General features: G+C 54.6%; 12 protein-coding genes. 11 read left to right on the plus strand and 1 reads right to left on the minus strand.

The annotated features are described in order from the left end of the window. The first annotated feature begins 235 nt into the window (after positions 1–235). The 5 genes from ABWQ15_RS07630 (at position 236) to ABWQ15_RS07650 (ending at position 6,327) form a co-directional block, all read left to right on the plus strand. The gene (locus ABWQ15_RS07630; protein WP_353908163.1) at positions 236–1,273 is read left to right on the plus strand and encodes a D-alanine--D-alanine ligase family protein; all 1,038 of its coding nucleotides are present in this window, start codon (positions 236–238) and stop codon (positions 1,271–1,273) included. 1 nt (position 1,274) lies between these two features. Beyond that, a complete protein-coding gene (locus ABWQ15_RS07635; RefSeq protein WP_353908164.1) occupies positions 1,275–2,393 on the plus strand; it encodes a KamA family radical SAM protein in 1,119 nt (372 codons plus the stop codon). Between the two features lie 222 nt (positions 2,394–2,615). After that, positions 2,616–4,388 (plus strand): DUF4153 domain-containing protein, encoded by a 1,773-nt coding sequence (locus ABWQ15_RS07640; RefSeq protein WP_353908165.1) that lies wholly within the window; start codon positions 2,616–2,618, stop codon positions 4,386–4,388. A 159-nt stretch (positions 4,389–4,547) separates the two neighbouring features. Then, positions 4,548–5,897 (plus strand): CAP domain-containing protein, encoded by a 1,350-nt coding sequence (locus ABWQ15_RS07645; protein WP_353908166.1) that lies wholly within the window; start codon positions 4,548–4,550, stop codon positions 5,895–5,897. Between the two features lie 136 nt (positions 5,898–6,033). After that, positions 6,034–6,327 (plus strand): hypothetical protein, encoded by a 294-nt coding sequence (locus ABWQ15_RS07650; RefSeq protein WP_353908167.1) that lies wholly within the window; start codon positions 6,034–6,036, stop codon positions 6,325–6,327. A gap of 72 nt (positions 6,328–6,399) precedes the next feature. On the opposite strand, the gene ABWQ15_RS07655 is transcribed toward ABWQ15_RS07650, so the two are convergent. Beyond that, complete coding sequence (locus tag ABWQ15_RS07655) at positions 6,400–7,458, minus strand: LacI family DNA-binding transcriptional regulator (RefSeq protein ID WP_353908168.1); 1,059 nt, start codon at positions 7,456–7,458, stop codon at positions 6,400–6,402. A gap of 371 nt (positions 7,459–7,829) precedes the next feature. Between ABWQ15_RS07655 and ABWQ15_RS07660 the strand changes: the two genes are divergently transcribed. From ABWQ15_RS07660 to araA, 6 genes are all read left to right on the plus strand, one after another. Continuing rightward, positions 7,830–8,912, plus strand: coding sequence for an ABC transporter substrate-binding protein (locus ABWQ15_RS07660; protein WP_353908169.1), 1,083 nt, complete (start codon positions 7,830–7,832; stop codon positions 8,910–8,912). Positions 8,913–8,984: 72 nt separating this feature from the next. After that, complete coding sequence (locus ABWQ15_RS07665; RefSeq protein WP_353908170.1) at positions 8,985–10,499, plus strand: sugar ABC transporter ATP-binding protein; 1,515 nt, start codon at positions 8,985–8,987, stop codon at positions 10,497–10,499. Further along, positions 10,496–11,572 carry an ABC transporter permease gene (locus ABWQ15_RS07670; RefSeq protein WP_353908171.1) on the plus strand — a complete coding sequence of 359 codons (1,077 nt, stop codon included), beginning with the start codon at positions 10,496–10,498 and terminating at the stop codon, positions 11,570–11,572. The genes ABWQ15_RS07665 and ABWQ15_RS07670 overlap by 4 nt, the downstream gene beginning before the upstream one ends. Then, entirely contained in the window at positions 11,569–12,618 is a 1,050-nt protein-coding gene (locus ABWQ15_RS07675; protein ID WP_353908172.1) for an ABC transporter permease subunit, read from the plus strand. The genes ABWQ15_RS07670 and ABWQ15_RS07675 overlap by 4 nt, the downstream gene beginning before the upstream one ends. Before the next feature lie 16 nt (positions 12,619–12,634). Beyond that, complete coding sequence (locus ABWQ15_RS07680) at positions 12,635–14,230, plus strand: xylulokinase (protein ID WP_353908173.1); 1,596 nt, start codon at positions 12,635–12,637, stop codon at positions 14,228–14,230. A gap of 13 nt (positions 14,231–14,243) precedes the next feature. Next, positions 14,244–15,722, plus strand: coding sequence for an L-arabinose isomerase (gene araA / locus ABWQ15_RS07685; protein WP_353908276.1), 1,479 nt, complete (start codon positions 14,244–14,246; stop codon positions 15,720–15,722). Positions 15,723–15,725: the final 3 nt, after the last annotated feature.

Raw genomic sequence — 15,725 nt, forward strand, 5'->3', positions numbered from 1 at the left:
TGTGATTGATGCGGCGCGGGCCGGGCGCCACATGACGCCCAACTGCTTTGTTGTGCGCTGGAAGCGGGTGCTATATGTACCCACGAAAGCGGAAAAAATGCCGGACGATAAAAAGTTCTGTTTATGTAAAAAAAGGATTGACTTACGGCGCGGAATGCTGTATACCATTTGCAGAATTTCAGTCAGGCACAGACGGCGTGATTGGAAATTCAGAGATCAACGTGAGAAAGATGTGATGAAAATGGAAGAAAAAACCGGTGATGTGCCGCTCCCGTCTCACCAACCTGTGGTTGGCATTCTTTTTAACTGTAAACGGAAAATCAACGGCGAAATTCCCGACGCAGAGGCGGAGTACGACAGCATGGACACGGTTTATGCAATCCGCGACGCGCTGGCCTCCTTCGGAATCCAATCGGTTTTGCTGGAGTGCGATGAAACGCTTCCCGAAAGACTGACAGCGGCACATATCGACATTGCCTTCAACATCGCCGAGGGCAGAAGCGGCAGAGGAAGAGAGGCGGAGACGCCTGCGCTTTTGAATCTGCTTGGGATTCCGTTCACCGGCTCGGACGAGACAACTCTTTGCGTTGCGCTTGACAAGGCACTTTGCAAACGCCTTCTCTCCACATATCGCATACGAACTCCCAAGTCCCGGGTTTTTCTGAAGGAGGGGGACATCCGGACGAGGGGCCTGCGCTTCCCCCTCATCGTGAAGCCGAACGCGGAGGGCTCCAGCAAAGGGATCCCGGATGCCTGTGTGGCCTCCGACAGAGCGGAGCTGCATGCGCTGGCGGAGCGGAGCCTGAAGCTTTACGGCGGCCCTGTGTTGGCGGAGGAGTACATTGCAGGGCGGGAGTTCACCGTCGGACTGCTGGGAAACGGCGAGACGCTGCGCGTTTTCCCCCCCATGGAGATCGTCTTCCGCAAAAATACGGATCGGGACTACCGGATTTACAGCTTCGGAGTGAAGCAGGACTACCAGAGCTTTGTGGACTATGAGTGCCCTGCGCGACTGACGCGCGAGCAGGAGGAGGAAATGACAAAAACCGCCCGCCGGGTTTACGAAGCTATCGGCTGTCAGGATTTTGCGCGGGTGGATTTCCGCCTTTCGGACGAAGGCAGACTCTATTTTATCGAAATCAATCCGCTTCCGGGCCTGGCCCCAGGCTATAGCGACTATCCCATGTTGGCGGAGTTTTCCGGCGTACCGTACAAAGAGCTGGTGTACTCCGTACTAAACGCGGGGCTCAGCCGCTGCGGATGGAGGCGGTGACATGAAGCGATGCAAGGATTATGCCGCCCATTATCCGAAATGGAACGACTGGAAGTGGCAGGTCTCCAACCGCATTACCACGGCGGACGGGATTGCCGGCTTTCTTGGGATGACGGAGACGGAGAGAAGCGACGTGGGACAGTGCCTCTCGGCGTTCCGCATGGCGATCACCCCCTATTACGCGTCCCTCATCAACCCGGATGACCCGGATGACCCCATCCGCAAGGTCTGCGTTCCCTCCATACAGGAGACCTACCCTTGTGAAGACGACATGGCGGACCCGCTTGGCGAGGTCAGTGAAAGTCCAGTGCCGCACATCGTACACCGCTACCCGGACCGGGTGCTGTTTTTGATTACGCTGCAATGCTCCACTTATTGCCGCTACTGCACGCGCCGCCGCGTCGTGGGGGAAGAGGACCGAATTATTTCTGAGCCGGCGCTGAAAACGGCGCTTGCGTATATCCGGAGCCATCCGGAGATCCGGGACGTGCTGATTTCCGGCGGCGACCCGCTGGTTATGGGTACGGAAAAACTGGAACATATCATCTCTGAGCTTCGCGCCATCCCGCATGTGGACATCATCCGGATTGGCACGCGCGTGCCGGTGGTGCTGCCCATGCGGATTACGGAGGAGCTGCTCACGATGCTGAAAAAGTACCAGCCTATCTGGATCAACACCCATTTCACTCATCCAAGGGAGATCACGCCTGAGTCTGGAAAGGCCTGTGCCACAATCGTGGACGCGGGGATTCCCCTTGGAAACCAGACTGTTTTGCTGCGGGGGATCAACGACCGTACAGAGATTTTGAAGGAACTGTTTTTGAAGCTGGTGCATTTGAGGGTGCGGCCCTATTACCTCTACCAATGCGATCTGTCCCGCGGCATCGGGCACTTCCGTACGACCGTGGACGAGGGGATCGAAATCATGCACGCCCTCACCGGGAATATCTCCGGCTACGCCGTGCCGAAATTTGTGATTGATGCGCCGGGCGGCGGCGGAAAGGTACCAATCAACTACAACTATGTCATCTCCAAAGACGACCGCGAGGTCGTTATGGAGAATTTCCGCGGGGATATCTACCGCTATCCGCAGCCAATCGACCGTCAAAAAACGCGTTGACGCCTTTCTTGCCGCAGCATGACCCCACCGACTGCAGGGTGGACTGAACACGTCTCATCAGGGTATCTTGCCGGGAAAAGTCTGCCAGATGCGCGACTTTCCCCGGCAAGTCATCTAAGGGGCTTATCTCAAGGCGACGTCCCACAGGATAATCCGAGAATCGCAATGACTGAATTGGCCCAATTAGTATATACTATAAACATGTCTAACAGGAGGTATCTGATGAAACAGTTCGGTGGATTTATCAAAACAACTGGAAAAGACCTGTCGCGGGCAATTGTCCGATTTCCACTCACAGTTCTCTGCCTGGCAGGGATCACTGCCGTCTCCTGCTACGTGATTTTTCTGCGCAGCACTTCACCTCTGATTCTGGAGAAATTGGCGCTTACGTTTCTGGTTGCAGCGGTTTTGTCCATGGCCGCCCAGTTTGCAGTGGAAAATGTTTTAAAGCTTGGCGCGCTGCGCGCTGCGGCTCACATCGTATCAGCGGCGCTGGCGGTGGGATTTTTCTTTCTTTTGCGGCCCGCCCCCAGAATCGGCCCCGAAATTGGCGTTCGCTCGGCTGTCGCTGTGTTTGCACTGATCTGTGCGATTCTCTGGCTACCCTCTGTAAACGGAAAGACAGACTTTAATCGAGTTGCCCTGACCCACTTCAAGGCTGTCTTCACATCGGTGCTGTATGCCGCTGTGCTTTCTGGCGGTATTGCGGCCATTTTAAGCGCGGTGGACATCCTTTTGTTTCAGGTTGACAGTGTCGTATATCGCTATATGCTGTCTGTGGTGTGGTTCCTGTTCGCAGGCATATGCGACCTTTCCCTCCTTCCTGAATTTGGCCGCGAAGAGGATGCCTCGAGGGAGGAACGCGCAGGTAAGTATCCACGGTTTTTGGAGATTCTGATCTCCTATATTGCCATCCCGCTGATGGGAGCATACACCGCCGTTCTGGCTGCCTACTTTGTCAAAATTCTCATGACCCACAAATGGCCCTCGGGGCAACTGGGGCCTCTGATTCTTGCATATTCGGCGGTGGGACTGGTCCTGCTTGTTCTGGCCAGTCTGGCGCAAAACCGTTTTGCGGTCTGGTACCGCAAGCTGTTTCCAAAGGCGCTGGTCCCAATTGTGGTCCTGCAGATGGTTTCCGTCGGCATCCGTCTTAAAGCCTATGGTGTCACGGAGTCCCGGTACTATTTGGCACTGTTTGGCGTTTTCTCCCTTGCAATCGGTGTTATACTCAGCGTTCGCCCGGTTACCGGAAACCGCCTGATTGCTCTGTTGGCAGCTGGCTTTGCGGTCGTCTCCATCATCCCTCCCGTGGACGCCTTCAGCGTATCCCGGCACAGTCAGGTCAGCCGACTGGAGCGCATTCTTCAAGCGGAGGGAATGCTCAGCGGCGACGTGTTGACGCCCAAATCCAATGCCTCTGACGAAACCAAAAGGGAAACCACCAGCATTCTCTCCTATCTGGAGGGCCATGCCGCTTTGGATCAGCTTTCATGGCTCCCGCAAGACTTTGAGCTTTACGAAGATATGAGGACTACGTTCGGGTTTGACTCCACGTATTCCGGGTATGACCCGAACACCAAATATAGCCAATTCTCTATAGCGCCCAATGCTCCCATGTCTATTTCCGGCTATGATATTTCCGCCAATTTAAATTCCGGTCGGTATGATTCGCATGACCAGTCCAGCTCATTTACAATTCGGGACAATGCGTATCGCATGTCTGCATCGCGTATCTCCGACCGCGATGTCCGGGTATCCGTTCAGGCAGCGGACGGCACGGAGTTGGTTGGGACGGATCTTTACGATTTTACCGGAACGCTTATTGACGCGGCTCCCGATTCCATGAACGGGTTACCCGCAGAACAGCTGACCCTGGACACAGAGCAGAACGGATACCGCCTGCGGATCATTTTCCAGAACATCAACGTGGACTTCAGCTCGTCTGGGGTGGGAGTAGACTATAGTATGACCGTTTTGTTCAGAGCACCGTAAACTGTATCGAAAAACAGATCCGATGCCGGCAGCCGCTTTTGTGGCTGCCGGTGTTTTTTTGGACTCCGTGCCCATCTTCCATACAGAGGCTGCCTTGGAAACATTTACAGATTGCAAAAAGTTACAAATCAGTTACAATGGTTGTACGGAGGTGGCCAAATGAAAAACGTAAAAAATAAACTCATCTTTCTCCTTACATCAGCGACTCTCGCGGCCGGTTTGACGGTAAGCGCCTCGGCGCAGAGCTTTACCTACTACGGAACATCCTGCCCCGGAAGCGGCTCTGACTGGAACACCATTCTATCGAATGCAGGCAGCTCAAACTGCTTATCGAATTCCGGCAGTTGTACCAGCCCATACGGTTCGGATTCTTCCAATGTTCTGTCCGATTCGGATCTGAAATCTCTGTTGGGAAATCTGTATTCCAATTGCCCGTCCGGGCAGGTCTGCGACAGTACCGGGGGATTGGCCGAAACCCAGCCAGACACAGCTGGAAAAAACCAGACCTGCCCGAATACCGCAAAGCAGGATACCGCCGACAAGCAGTGCGCAGCGAACGTTCAGGCCGCTGCCGATAAGAGCTCCTGCCCGACCACAGCCTCTAAGCCGGCAAACTGCAACACAGGTGCTGCCGTAAAGGCGTCCTCTCCTTCTGAAAAGGCAGTCACACAGACAAAGACTGCCGCGCAAACAGCGGGGACGAAAGCCGCAGCAAAACCCGAATCTGCCATTCAGAACAGCTCTGCCCCTGCTGCGGCATCTGCCCCGACTTCCAGCGGATGCAATACCGCTGACATTCAGACCGCATGTAACACGAAAGTCTCTCAGGCGTCTGGAAACACACTGATGCAGTGTATCAACAGTTTCTTGAATAAATGCGGCGTCAATCTGAATTCCTTGGGTATTACCCTGCCGGGCTGCGGGAATACGACGGCTACCGTCCCCACTTCCAACGGGACAGATAAACCCGCACAGCAGCCTAGCACGACCGGCAATACCGGCACGTCCGCACCCGCCGGAGGCAATGCGAACACAGGCAATCAGACCAAACCTTCCGGCAGCGGACAGTCTGCTCCGGGCACAACCCCTTCCAATCAGAACGGTTCTACTTCCTCAAACACGCAAAACGCGGACAAGAAGAGCTTTGAGGAGCAAGTCGCGGCGCTTGTTAACGAACAGCGCGCTGCCAATGGCCTGCAGCCGCTGACACTCAGCACGACGCTGTCCAACGTGGCACGGGTCAAGTCCCAGGATATGCATGACAAGCACTACTTCGCTCACGAAAGCCCCACTTACGGTTCCCCCTTCGATATGCTTAAATCCTTCGGGATCAGCTACCGTGCCGCAGGCGAAAATATTGCCATGGGCTATGCCACACCCGAGGCGGTTATGAACGCCTGGATGAATTCTTCCGGTCACCGGGCCAACATTCTCAACGCTTCCTATACCCAGATCGGCGTTGGATACGTGGCAGACGGAAACTACTGGACGCAGGAATTCACCGGCTGATTTTCCAACCACTCATAGAAAGATACAGAAATGCCTTAAAGCGCCGCGGGAATTCTCCCGCGGCGCTTTTTTTAAATATTTTTTATGACATGGGATAGACTAGTGGTATCAATCATGCAGAAAAGGTTGGTCGGTAATGAAGATTTCATCGGAACAGTTAGAGCTTAGCATCTTGAACCAGATGTCAAAAGGCAAAACGCCGCATTTGGAATACTATGAAAAACTGGGAAGCTCGAAGGACGAGTTTGATTCCGCAATATTGAATATGCAGGAGAAACGCTATATTAAATTGAGCGGCGCAGATCGGAACGGATCCGCAGACTCCGGCCCGTCGTCCGGTCTGGATCAGTCTAAAATCACGCTGGAAGGCAGAAATCATCTGAGCAAGCACCTTGAAATGACGGCTGCCTATAGAGATCTGGAGGAGTAACTCTCTGACTCAAAGAATTGCATAAAGAACAGGCTGAAGAAACAACGTTCAGCCTGTTCTTTGCTTCTGATTTTATTTTTCGGAATGATAACTGACGGCACTTTCTCTTTCTACAAGGTGTGTCGAAATCGTTGTGCGCAGCACGCCGATCCTCTCATCGGACAACGCGTGCGCGCCGTCCTGAATCCGCTGGTACAACAAGTCCATTGAGGTCGTTCCCATCAGACTTTTCATGACCCGGATGGTCGTGAGCGGCGGGTCAACCATCGTGCAAACCGGCATATCGTCAAATCCGACAATGGAAACATCCTCCGGGATACGGTACCCTCTTGACTTGAATGCACGGATACAGGCGGCCGCAATAATATCGTTGTCTGCAAAAAAGGCGGAGAGCGGCTTGCCGCCGTCGTCGAGCCATTTAGCCATATCATAAAATGCATCTTCGGAAGAAATACCGACACAAATTCGCTGCAGCGGCGTGTGCTCGCTGATGCCGAATTTCCGGCGCGCTTTCATAACGCCGGATTCGCGCTCATCAAAAGAGTCAATGCGGCTTTTAGAGCGAAGGTATCCCACATCGGGATGATTTTTGTTCAGCAGATACATAACCGCGTGATACGCGCCGCCAAGATTGTCGGTTACAACGCAGTCCACATCCACCATACTGGTGGCATTATCCACCAGCACCACGGGAATTGGCTGCTTTCCCAGACCGTGTTCAATGGCTTTACGAATATGCCGATCCTCGATTTCTGTGGCCAGAACAATTAACCCCGCGACATCCTTGCAGATGCTTGCAATTTGCTCATCCCAATTTCCGTTTGCATCGAAGTAGCTGATCAGCACGTTATAACCGTAGGCCTTCGCTTTGGATTCAATACCCTGCAAGACAATCGAGTAGAAGGACGTTTCCTTCACGGTGGATCCGCCGTCCAGAAAAATTACATAGCGAATATTTTGAGCGGAAGTCGGCGCCGATTCGGTTTGCTTGGCATACCCCACGCGAACAGCCTCTGCCAGAATTTTTTCTCGGGTCGCAACACTTACCCCGGGCTTTCCGTTCATCGCCAGCGAGACAGCCGCGGGGGAAACGCCAAGCTTTTCAGCAATCTCTTTCGCAGTAACAGTCATAGCCTCAATTCCTTTATCTATAATATACGACATAGGCCTCTTTATCTGCATTATATATAAATTTATATAAAATAGCAATGCCTACAACTAAATTTAACAAATTATTAAGAAAATAATTTAGTGCTTAATCAAGTAAGTACCTTGCTATTTATCTAAAAATTTGCGGTGTTTATTGGCCAATGTGCAGAAAATCGTTTACGTACCGGCGGTTTCAATTGACATATTTGTGCAATAGTGCTAAACTACAACTAAAGGCGCAAGAAAAAATAAAACTAATTATTTACATAAAAATTAAGCGCTTAAACTTACGGCTCCGCGTGTTGGAGACACGCATGCATATTAAAATATCAAGATGAAAGGGAGCATTCACAATGAAGAAGTTTTTGGCACTTGCACTTTCTCTGATCATGGCAGCCTCTCTTGCAGCCTGCGGCTCCACCCCAAGCACCGCTGCCGCCAGCGGCAGCGGCAGCGCAAGCAGTGCGGCTGCGTCCGGGTCCGGGGATCAACTGATTACCGTCGGCTTTGCACAGGTCGGCCACGAGTCTGACTGGCGCACCGCTTCTACCAAGTCCGTGCAGGAGGCGTTTTCCAAAGAGAATGGCTTCGACCTGCAGTTTGTGGACTGCGACAACGACTCCGCCGCGCAGCTTGAGGCGGTCCGGAACTTCATCGAGCAGGATGTTGATTACATAGTCATTGACCCCATTGTCTCCACCGGCTGGGACACGGTCCTGACTGAGGCCGACGACGCCGGAATCCCTGTGATCGTCATTGACCGTACAATAGACGACTCCGACAAGTACATCTCCTGGGTCGGCTCCGAGTTCACAAACGAGGGCCTGGCCGCTGGCGCATGGTTAAGGGACTATGCCAAGCTGAAGGGCATCTCCGAGCTGAATGTTCTGGTCATTGAGGGGACCACCGGTTCCTCCGCCCAGATCGGCCGTACCAACGGCTTCAAGAAGCTTGCCGATGAGAACGGCTGGAAAATCATCGACTCTCAAAGCGGCGACTTCACGCAGGAGGGCGGCCAGAAGGTCATGGAATCCTACTGCAAGTCCTACGCCGGTAAGTTCAACGTGGTTGTCTGCCAGAATGATAACGAGGCCTTCGGCGCCGAGGATGCTATGAGCGCCGCTGGTATCAGCTACGGCGTGGGCGGCGACGTGATCCTGATCTCCTTCGACGCTTGCACTGCCGGTTTGACGGATGTGCTGGCCGGCAAGATCAATGCCGATTTCCAGTGCAACCCCCTGCAGGGACCCTTCTGCGCTGACATTGTTTCCAAGCTGGCAGCTGGTCAGACGGTCGATAAGAAGACCTACATGGAAGAGCCTTGGTATGTCTCCGAAGAAGGTCTGACCGAAATTGCTTACACCAACAATGCGGGTAAGGATGTTACCGAGCCTCTGGTGCATGTGACACAGGATGTTGTTGACGCCGCCTACTAATACGTGACAGGGAAAGGGTGGCTCCTAATTTTGGAGCCACCCTTTTCAGATTATAAAAAGGGAGCAACAGCCATGGAGGAACAAGTACTGTTAACAATGCGTGATATTACCAAAACCTTTCCCGGCGTGACCGCTTTGGATCACGCGCAGCTGACGCTGCGAAGGGGCGAGGTTCACGCGCTGATGGGTGAAAACGGTGCAGGAAAATCGACGATTATCAAATGTCTGACCGGCGTCTATGAGCGGGACGCCGGCGAGGTGTGCATGGAAGGCGCGGAGGGCAACATTTGGAACCGTTCCACGCAGGACGCGCAGAACATCGGCATTGCGACCGTCTATCAGGAAATCAACCTCTGCCCCAACCTGAGTGTAGCGGAAAATCTGTTTGTCGGACGACAGCCCCGGACCAGGATTCACACGGTGGATTGGAAGACGATGGACCAGCGTGCGCAGAAGATCATGGACAATCTGGAGATCCATGTGGATGTGACCACAACGCTGGAAAACTGCTCCATCGCCATCCAGCAGATGGTCGCGATTGCCCGGGCTGTGGACATGGACTGTAAGCTCTTGATTCTGGATGAACCCACGTCCTCACTGGATGACAAAGAGGTCGCCAAGCTGTTCAAGCTGATGCGCACCCTGCGTGACAGCGGCGTTAGTATTGTGTTTGTCACTCACTTTCTGGAACAGGTCTATGAAATCTGCGACCGAATCACCGTCATGCGCAACGGGCGTTTTGTAGGGGAGTATTCCGTTTCAGAGCTTCCCAGAGTGAAGCTGGTGGCCGCCATGCTGGGCAAGGACTTCGACGATCTGGCCTCCATTAAGCCGGAGGGACGTGTTTCCGTCAGTGATGAGATCGTGGTGGACGCAGAACATCTCAGCCACAAAGGCACGATCAAGCCCTTTGACTTTAAAATACATAAAGGCGAGGTGGTCGGCGTTACCGGGCTGCTGGGCAGCGGGCGCAGCGAGATGGTTCGGTGTATTTACGGAGCCGACAAGGCCCAGAGCGGCACGGAGCAGATGAGGGGGAAAACGCTGAAAATCAATTCTCCCATTGATTCCATCAAGGTCGGTATGGGCTTTTTGCCGGATGACCGGAAGGCGGATGGCTGTATCGGCGATTTGTCTGTCAGGGAAAATATTATTTTGGCACTCCAGGCCAGAAGCGGTATGTTCAAACGGATTCCCCGGGCCAGGCAGGTGGAGATGGCGGATCATTTCGTCGATCTGCTGCAAATTAAGACCGCATCCCGGGAGACGCCCCTTAACCAGCTCTCCGGCGGCAACCAGCAGAAGGTCATTCTGGCCCGTTGGCTGTGTACCCATCCGGACTTTTTGATTCTGGACGAACCCACCCGCGGCATCGACATCGGCACCAAAACCGAGTTTCAAAGACTGGTGCTCCAGTTTGCCGCCGAGGGCATGAGCATCGTGTTTATTTCCTCTGAAATTGAAGAAATGCTCCGCACCTGCACACGGATGTGCGTTATGCGCGACGGCGAAAAGGTCGGAGAAATCGAGGGCGACATGACGCAGGAGAGCGTCATGTCTGCGATTGCAGGAGGCGAGAAGAAATGAGCAGCTTGAAAAAACTGACCAATAAGACGCTGTTTCTGCCGCTGTTCTGCATGATCCTGGTGCTGCTGATCAATGTCATCAAAAGCCCGGACTTCTTTTCCATTGCCATTAAAAACGGCGTACTATACGGCCGACTGGTAGACATTCTGAACCGCGGCAGTGAAATAGCCATTCTGGCTGTTGGACAGACGCTGGTGGTGGCTGTTTCCGCTGGTACGGATATTTCCGTGGGCTCCGTCATGAGTCTGTCGGCCTGCGGCTGCTGCATGATGCTGGCCGGTTACGGCGTCAACAGCACAACGGAACTGGCCGTCCCCATGATCGTCGGCATGCTGTTCGGTGTGCTGCTGGGGGGCGTCTGCGGCGCTTTCAACGGGCTTCTGGTATCCAAACTGAAAATTCAGCCTATGGTGGCTACGTTGATCTTGTTTACAGCAGCCCGCGCCATCGGCTTGCTGCTGTGTGATAACCAGATTACCTATATCCGCTATGAGCCATATAAATATCTGGGTAACTTTATTCCGGGAATTCCAATTCCAACCGCCATTTTCATAACAATTGCAGTAATTGCGGTGATCTCCCTGCTGCTGAAAAAAACCGCACTGGGGCTTTACATTCAGTCCGTAGGCATCAACAGTCGTGCGGCGCGCATCTCCGGAATCAGCTCCAGCAAAATCTGCTTTCTTTGCTATCTGATCTGCGGCCTTTGTGCCGGAATCGCCGGTATTGTGGCATCCTCCCGAATCTATTCTGCCGATTCCAACAACATAGGTCTCAATTATGAGCTGGATTCTATTCTGGCGGTGGCTCTCGGTGGAAACTCCCTCGGCGGCGGCAAGTTCAACCTGGCCGGTTCCATCATCGGTGCCTACACCATTCAGGCCATCACCACCACGCTGCTGGCCATGGGCGTTTCCACGGATCAGGCGCCGGTCATCAAGGCCATCATCGTCGTGATCATCGTTGTGGTGCAGGCTCCCGTCTTCAAGGCGTGGATGCAGACCCGTTCCGCCCGCAAGCTGGCTGCAAGAGTCGCAGAAACTTCTGGAAAAAAGGAGATGTCCACAAAATGAAAACCGAAGTGCGTCTCCCCCAAACCAGGCGTGCGATGAACAGCAATTCTCTGCTGCTTTTGATTACCATCGTACTGTTTGTGGTCATGTATGCCATCGGGTGCATGATCTACGCAGACAAGGGCTTCTCTCACGTACAGACTTTTTTGAACCTGCTGATTACCAACGCAGGCCTCATTTGTGTTGCCTGCGGTATGACCTGCGTCATGCTTACCGGCGGGATCGACATCTCCGTCGGCTCCCTGATCGCCATGGACTGCATGATTTTAGCCTATGGCATGGGTGTAAAGGGCTGGCCCTGTATTCCACTTTTGATCGCCGTACTCCTGATCGGCGTTGTGTTTGGCGCGGTGCAGGGATATTTGGTCGGCTATATGAAAGTCCAGCCTTTCATCGTCACCATGGCGGGTATGTTTTTTGCCCGCGGCATGACGGCTGTGATCTGCACCGATCAGATCTCCATTACGCAGGATGCCAACGCAACCTTCTATGCCTGGGCCAATCAGAAAATCGATCTGCCTGCTTTCTTTGGCTATACCAACAGCAAGGGCAAGCTGCAGATCCCTTACATCCGCCCCACCGTTATCATTGCGCTGCTGGTAGTCGCCGTTATTTTCCTGGTGCTGAAATACACCAAATTCGGCCGCTCTTTGTACGCTGTCGGCGGCAGCGAAAGCTCCGCCGTCATGATGGGCCTGAATGTCAGGCGCACGAAAATGAGAGCTTATATTCTCTCGTCCTTTTTGTGCTCCATCGGCGGTATCTGCTACTGCCTGAATACCATGTCCGGCTCCGTGCAGCAGGCCCGCGGCTTCGAAATGGATGCCATTGCCTCCTCCGTCATCGGCGGTACCCTGCTGACCGGTGGCGTGGGGAATGTGATTGGTTCGCTGTTCGGCGTGCTGATTACGGGTACGATCAACACCCTCGTGACCACCAACGGCAAGCTGCTCTCCAGCTGGGCCAACATTGCTACCGCCGCACTGCTGTGCTTCTTCATCATTTTGCAGAGTGTGTTCGCATTCCTCAAAAACCGCAGCAAATGAGAGAAGAGGCCGCATTATGAAAGAATCAGAGATCCGGGAGGCCATTGCCTCCGGAAAAACGCAGCTTGGAATCGAGCTTGGCTCCACCAAAATCAAGGCGGTTTTAATTGACGCTACTTTTTCACCCGTTGCTTCCGGCAGCCACGACTGGAAAAGCACCTATGAAAACGGCAGCTGGACCTATTCGCTGGAGGAAGTCTGGAGCGGTCTGCAGGACTGCTACCGGAATCTGGCGGAGGATGTTCGGCGGCAGTACGGCGTACCTCTGACCACCGTTGGCTGCATTGGCTTTTCCGCCATGATGCACGGCTATTTACCGTTCGATCAGGCGGGGGAATTGCTCACGCCTTTCCGCACATGGCAGAATACCTCCACCGCTCAGGCCGCGGCGGAACTGTCGGAGCTGTTCCAATTCAACATTCCCCAGCGCTGGAGCATTGCCCATCTGGAACAGGCGATTCTCAACGGAGAGGAACATGTGTCCCGCCTTTCCTTTCTGACAACGTTGGCAGGCTATGTTCACTGGCAGCTGACGGGACAAAAGGTGCTGGGAATCGGCGATGCCTCCGGCATGTTCCCCATCGACAGCGATGTCGATGACTATGACGCCCGGAAACTGGAGCAGTATGCGCGGCGGAATGCGGATCGCGGCTATGGTTGGACGCTGCGGGATATTCTGCCGAAGGTGCTGCTGGCTGGCGACAGCGCCGGCTGCCTGACCGAAGCGGGCGCCAGAGCGCTGGACCCCACCGGTATTCTGCGCCCCGGTATTCCCGTCTGCCCGCCGGAAGGCGACGCGGGCACCGGCATGGCCGCAACCAATTCCGTTGCGAAACGAACCGGAAATGTCTCCGCTGGAACGTCGGTTTTCTCCATGGTGGTACTGGAAAAGGCGCTGAGCGCCTATTATCCGGAGATTGACATGGTGACCACCCCCGCCGGGGCTCCGGTCGCCATGGTACACTGCAACAACTGCACAAATGATATGAACGCATGGGTCGGGATGCTGGGCGAGCTTGCAGCGGCAATGGGTGCGTCCGGGGGAGCGGACGCACTCTACCCCCTCCTTTACAGGAAGGCGCTGGAAGGAGAACCGGACTGCGGCGGCGTGCTGCTCTACAACTATCTGGCCGGCGAGCCGATTACCGGCGTGGAGACAGGCCACCCGCTGCTGCTCCGCTCCGCAGACAGCCGATTTACCCTTGCTAACTTCTGCCGCGCCAGTCTGTATGCCACACTGGCCACGCTGAAAGTGGGCATGGACATTTTAGTGCAGGAACACGTTGCACTGGATTGTCTCATGGGCCACGGCGGTCTGTTCCGTCAGGAGTGTGTCGGCGCAAAGTTCCTGGCCGCCGCAACAAACACGCCGGTGCAGACTATGAAAACCGCCGCCGTGGGTGGTCCTTACGGTATGGCACTGCTGGCATCCTATGCCGCAGACCGCCGCGCAGGCGAGACGCTGGAAAGTTTCCTCCAAAATCGCGTGTTTCATGACGCCGTGGTGCACACGACGCAGCCGGTTGCTGAGGACGTGGCGGCTTTCAGTGCATATCTGTGCCGCTTTAAGGAGGGCCTGGCCGTTGAAAAGGCCGCTGCCGTTTTAAAATAAGAGAATCGAGGAAATTGTCATGCTGAAGGATTATGAATTTTGGTTTGTTGTGGGCTCTCAGTTCCTGTATGGCCCGGAGGTGCTGGAAACCGTGGAGGCCCGCGCGAAGGAAATGGCGGAAAAGCTCAGCGCCGCTGAACAAATTCCCTGCAAAGTGGTCTATAAGGTAACCGTTAAAACCGAGTCGGAGTGCACAAGGGTCATGAAGGAAGCTAACGCAGATGACCGCTGCGCCGGCGTTATTACCTGGTGCCACACCTTCTCCCCGTCCAAGATGTGGATTCACGGACTGGGCCTGCTGCAAAAGCCCTGGTGCCATTTTGCCACTCAGTATAACCGGCATATTCCCAACGAGGAGATCGACATGGACTTTATGAACCTGAACCAGGCCGCCCACGGCGACCGGGAGCACGGGTTCATCGGCGCACGGATGCGGCTGGCCCGAAAAATCGTGGTCGGTTACTGGGAGGACGCGCTCGTCCAAAAGGAGCTGGGCGATTGGATGCGCGCCGCCGTGGGCGCGGCTTTTTCCAAAGATCTGCGGCTGATCCGCTTCGGCGACAATATGCGGGATGTGGCCGTTACCGAAGGCGACAAGGTGGAATCCGAGATCAAGCTGGGCTGGCAGGTGGACTACTGGCCCGTGGGCCATCTGGTGGAAGTGATGGACGCCGTTACAGAGACCGAGATTGACGAAAAACTGGCGGAGTACAGGGACCGCTACGACTTTGCCACCGATGATCTGGACTCCGTCCGCTATCAGGCAAAGGAAGAACTGGCCATCCGCAAAATCATGGAGCGGGAAGGAGCCCGGGGCTTTATCAACTCCTTTCAGGACCTTTATGGAATGCGGCAGCTGCCCGGTCTTGCCAGCCAGAACATCCTAGCTGACGGAATGGGCTACGGTGCCGAGGGCGACTGGAAGGTCTCCGGCATGACCGCCATCGTCAAGGCCATGGGCGAGGGGCTGAAAGGCGGCAGCGCCTTTATGGAGGACTACACCTATGATCTTGAGCCGGGGAAAGAGGTTTCCCTGGGCGCCCATATGCTGGAGGTTTGCCCCTCCGTCGCGGAGGAAAAGCCCCGTATCGAGGTCCATCCTCTGGGCATCGGCGGCAAGGAACCACCCGCCCGTCTGGTGTTTGAGGGGGCAGCGGGTAAGGGCTGCGTCGTCTCCCTGATCGATATGGGTGGCCGGATGCGGATGATCGTGCAGGACATCGAGTGCATCAAGCCGACACTGCCCATGCCCAATCTGCCGGTGGCCCGGGTCATGTGGAAGCCTGCTCCGGATCTTCTCACCGGCGTAAAGTGCTGGATTCTGGCGGGTGGCGCCCACCACAGTGTCCTGACCACGCAGGTCACCGCGCAGATGATGGAGGACTGGTGCGAAATTATGGGCATTGAGTTTGTCCATATCACCGCCGACACCACTTTCGAAAGACTCAAGCAGGAGCTGTTCTGGAATGAGCTGGCCTGGAAATTGAAATAAGGA

It is taken from the genome of Oscillibacter sp. (genome assembly GCF_040505565.1).
Lineage (GTDB): Bacteria > Bacillota > Clostridia > Oscillospirales > Oscillospiraceae > Oscillibacter.

Coding starts and splice junctions, on each gene's coding strand:
- ABWQ15_RS07675 (WP_353908172.1), top strand. CDS start 11,569: ATGAAAACCGAAGTGCGTCTCCCCCAAACCAGGCGTGCGATGAACAGC.
- ABWQ15_RS07630 (WP_353908163.1), top strand. CDS start 236: ATGAAAATGGAAGAAAAAACCGGTGATGTGCCGCTCCCGTCTCACCAA.
- ABWQ15_RS07640 (WP_353908165.1), top strand. CDS start 2,616: ATGAAACAGTTCGGTGGATTTATCAAAACAACTGGAAAAGACCTGTCG.
- ABWQ15_RS07670 (WP_353908171.1), top strand. CDS start 10,496: ATGAGCAGCTTGAAAAAACTGACCAATAAGACGCTGTTTCTGCCGCTG.
- ABWQ15_RS07665 (WP_353908170.1), top strand. CDS start 8,985: ATGGAGGAACAAGTACTGTTAACAATGCGTGATATTACCAAAACCTTT.
- ABWQ15_RS07635 (WP_353908164.1), top strand. CDS start 1,275: ATGAAGCGATGCAAGGATTATGCCGCCCATTATCCGAAATGGAACGAC.
- ABWQ15_RS07650 (WP_353908167.1), top strand. CDS start 6,034: ATGAAGATTTCATCGGAACAGTTAGAGCTTAGCATCTTGAACCAGATG.
- ABWQ15_RS07655 (WP_353908168.1), bottom strand. CDS start 7,458: ATGACTGTTACTGCGAAAGAGATTGCTGAAAAGCTTGGCGTTTCCCCC.
- ABWQ15_RS07645 (WP_353908166.1), top strand. CDS start 4,548: ATGAAAAACGTAAAAAATAAACTCATCTTTCTCCTTACATCAGCGACT.
- ABWQ15_RS07680 (WP_353908173.1), top strand. CDS start 12,635: ATGAAAGAATCAGAGATCCGGGAGGCCATTGCCTCCGGAAAAACGCAG.
- ABWQ15_RS07660 (WP_353908169.1), top strand. CDS start 7,830: ATGAAGAAGTTTTTGGCACTTGCACTTTCTCTGATCATGGCAGCCTCT.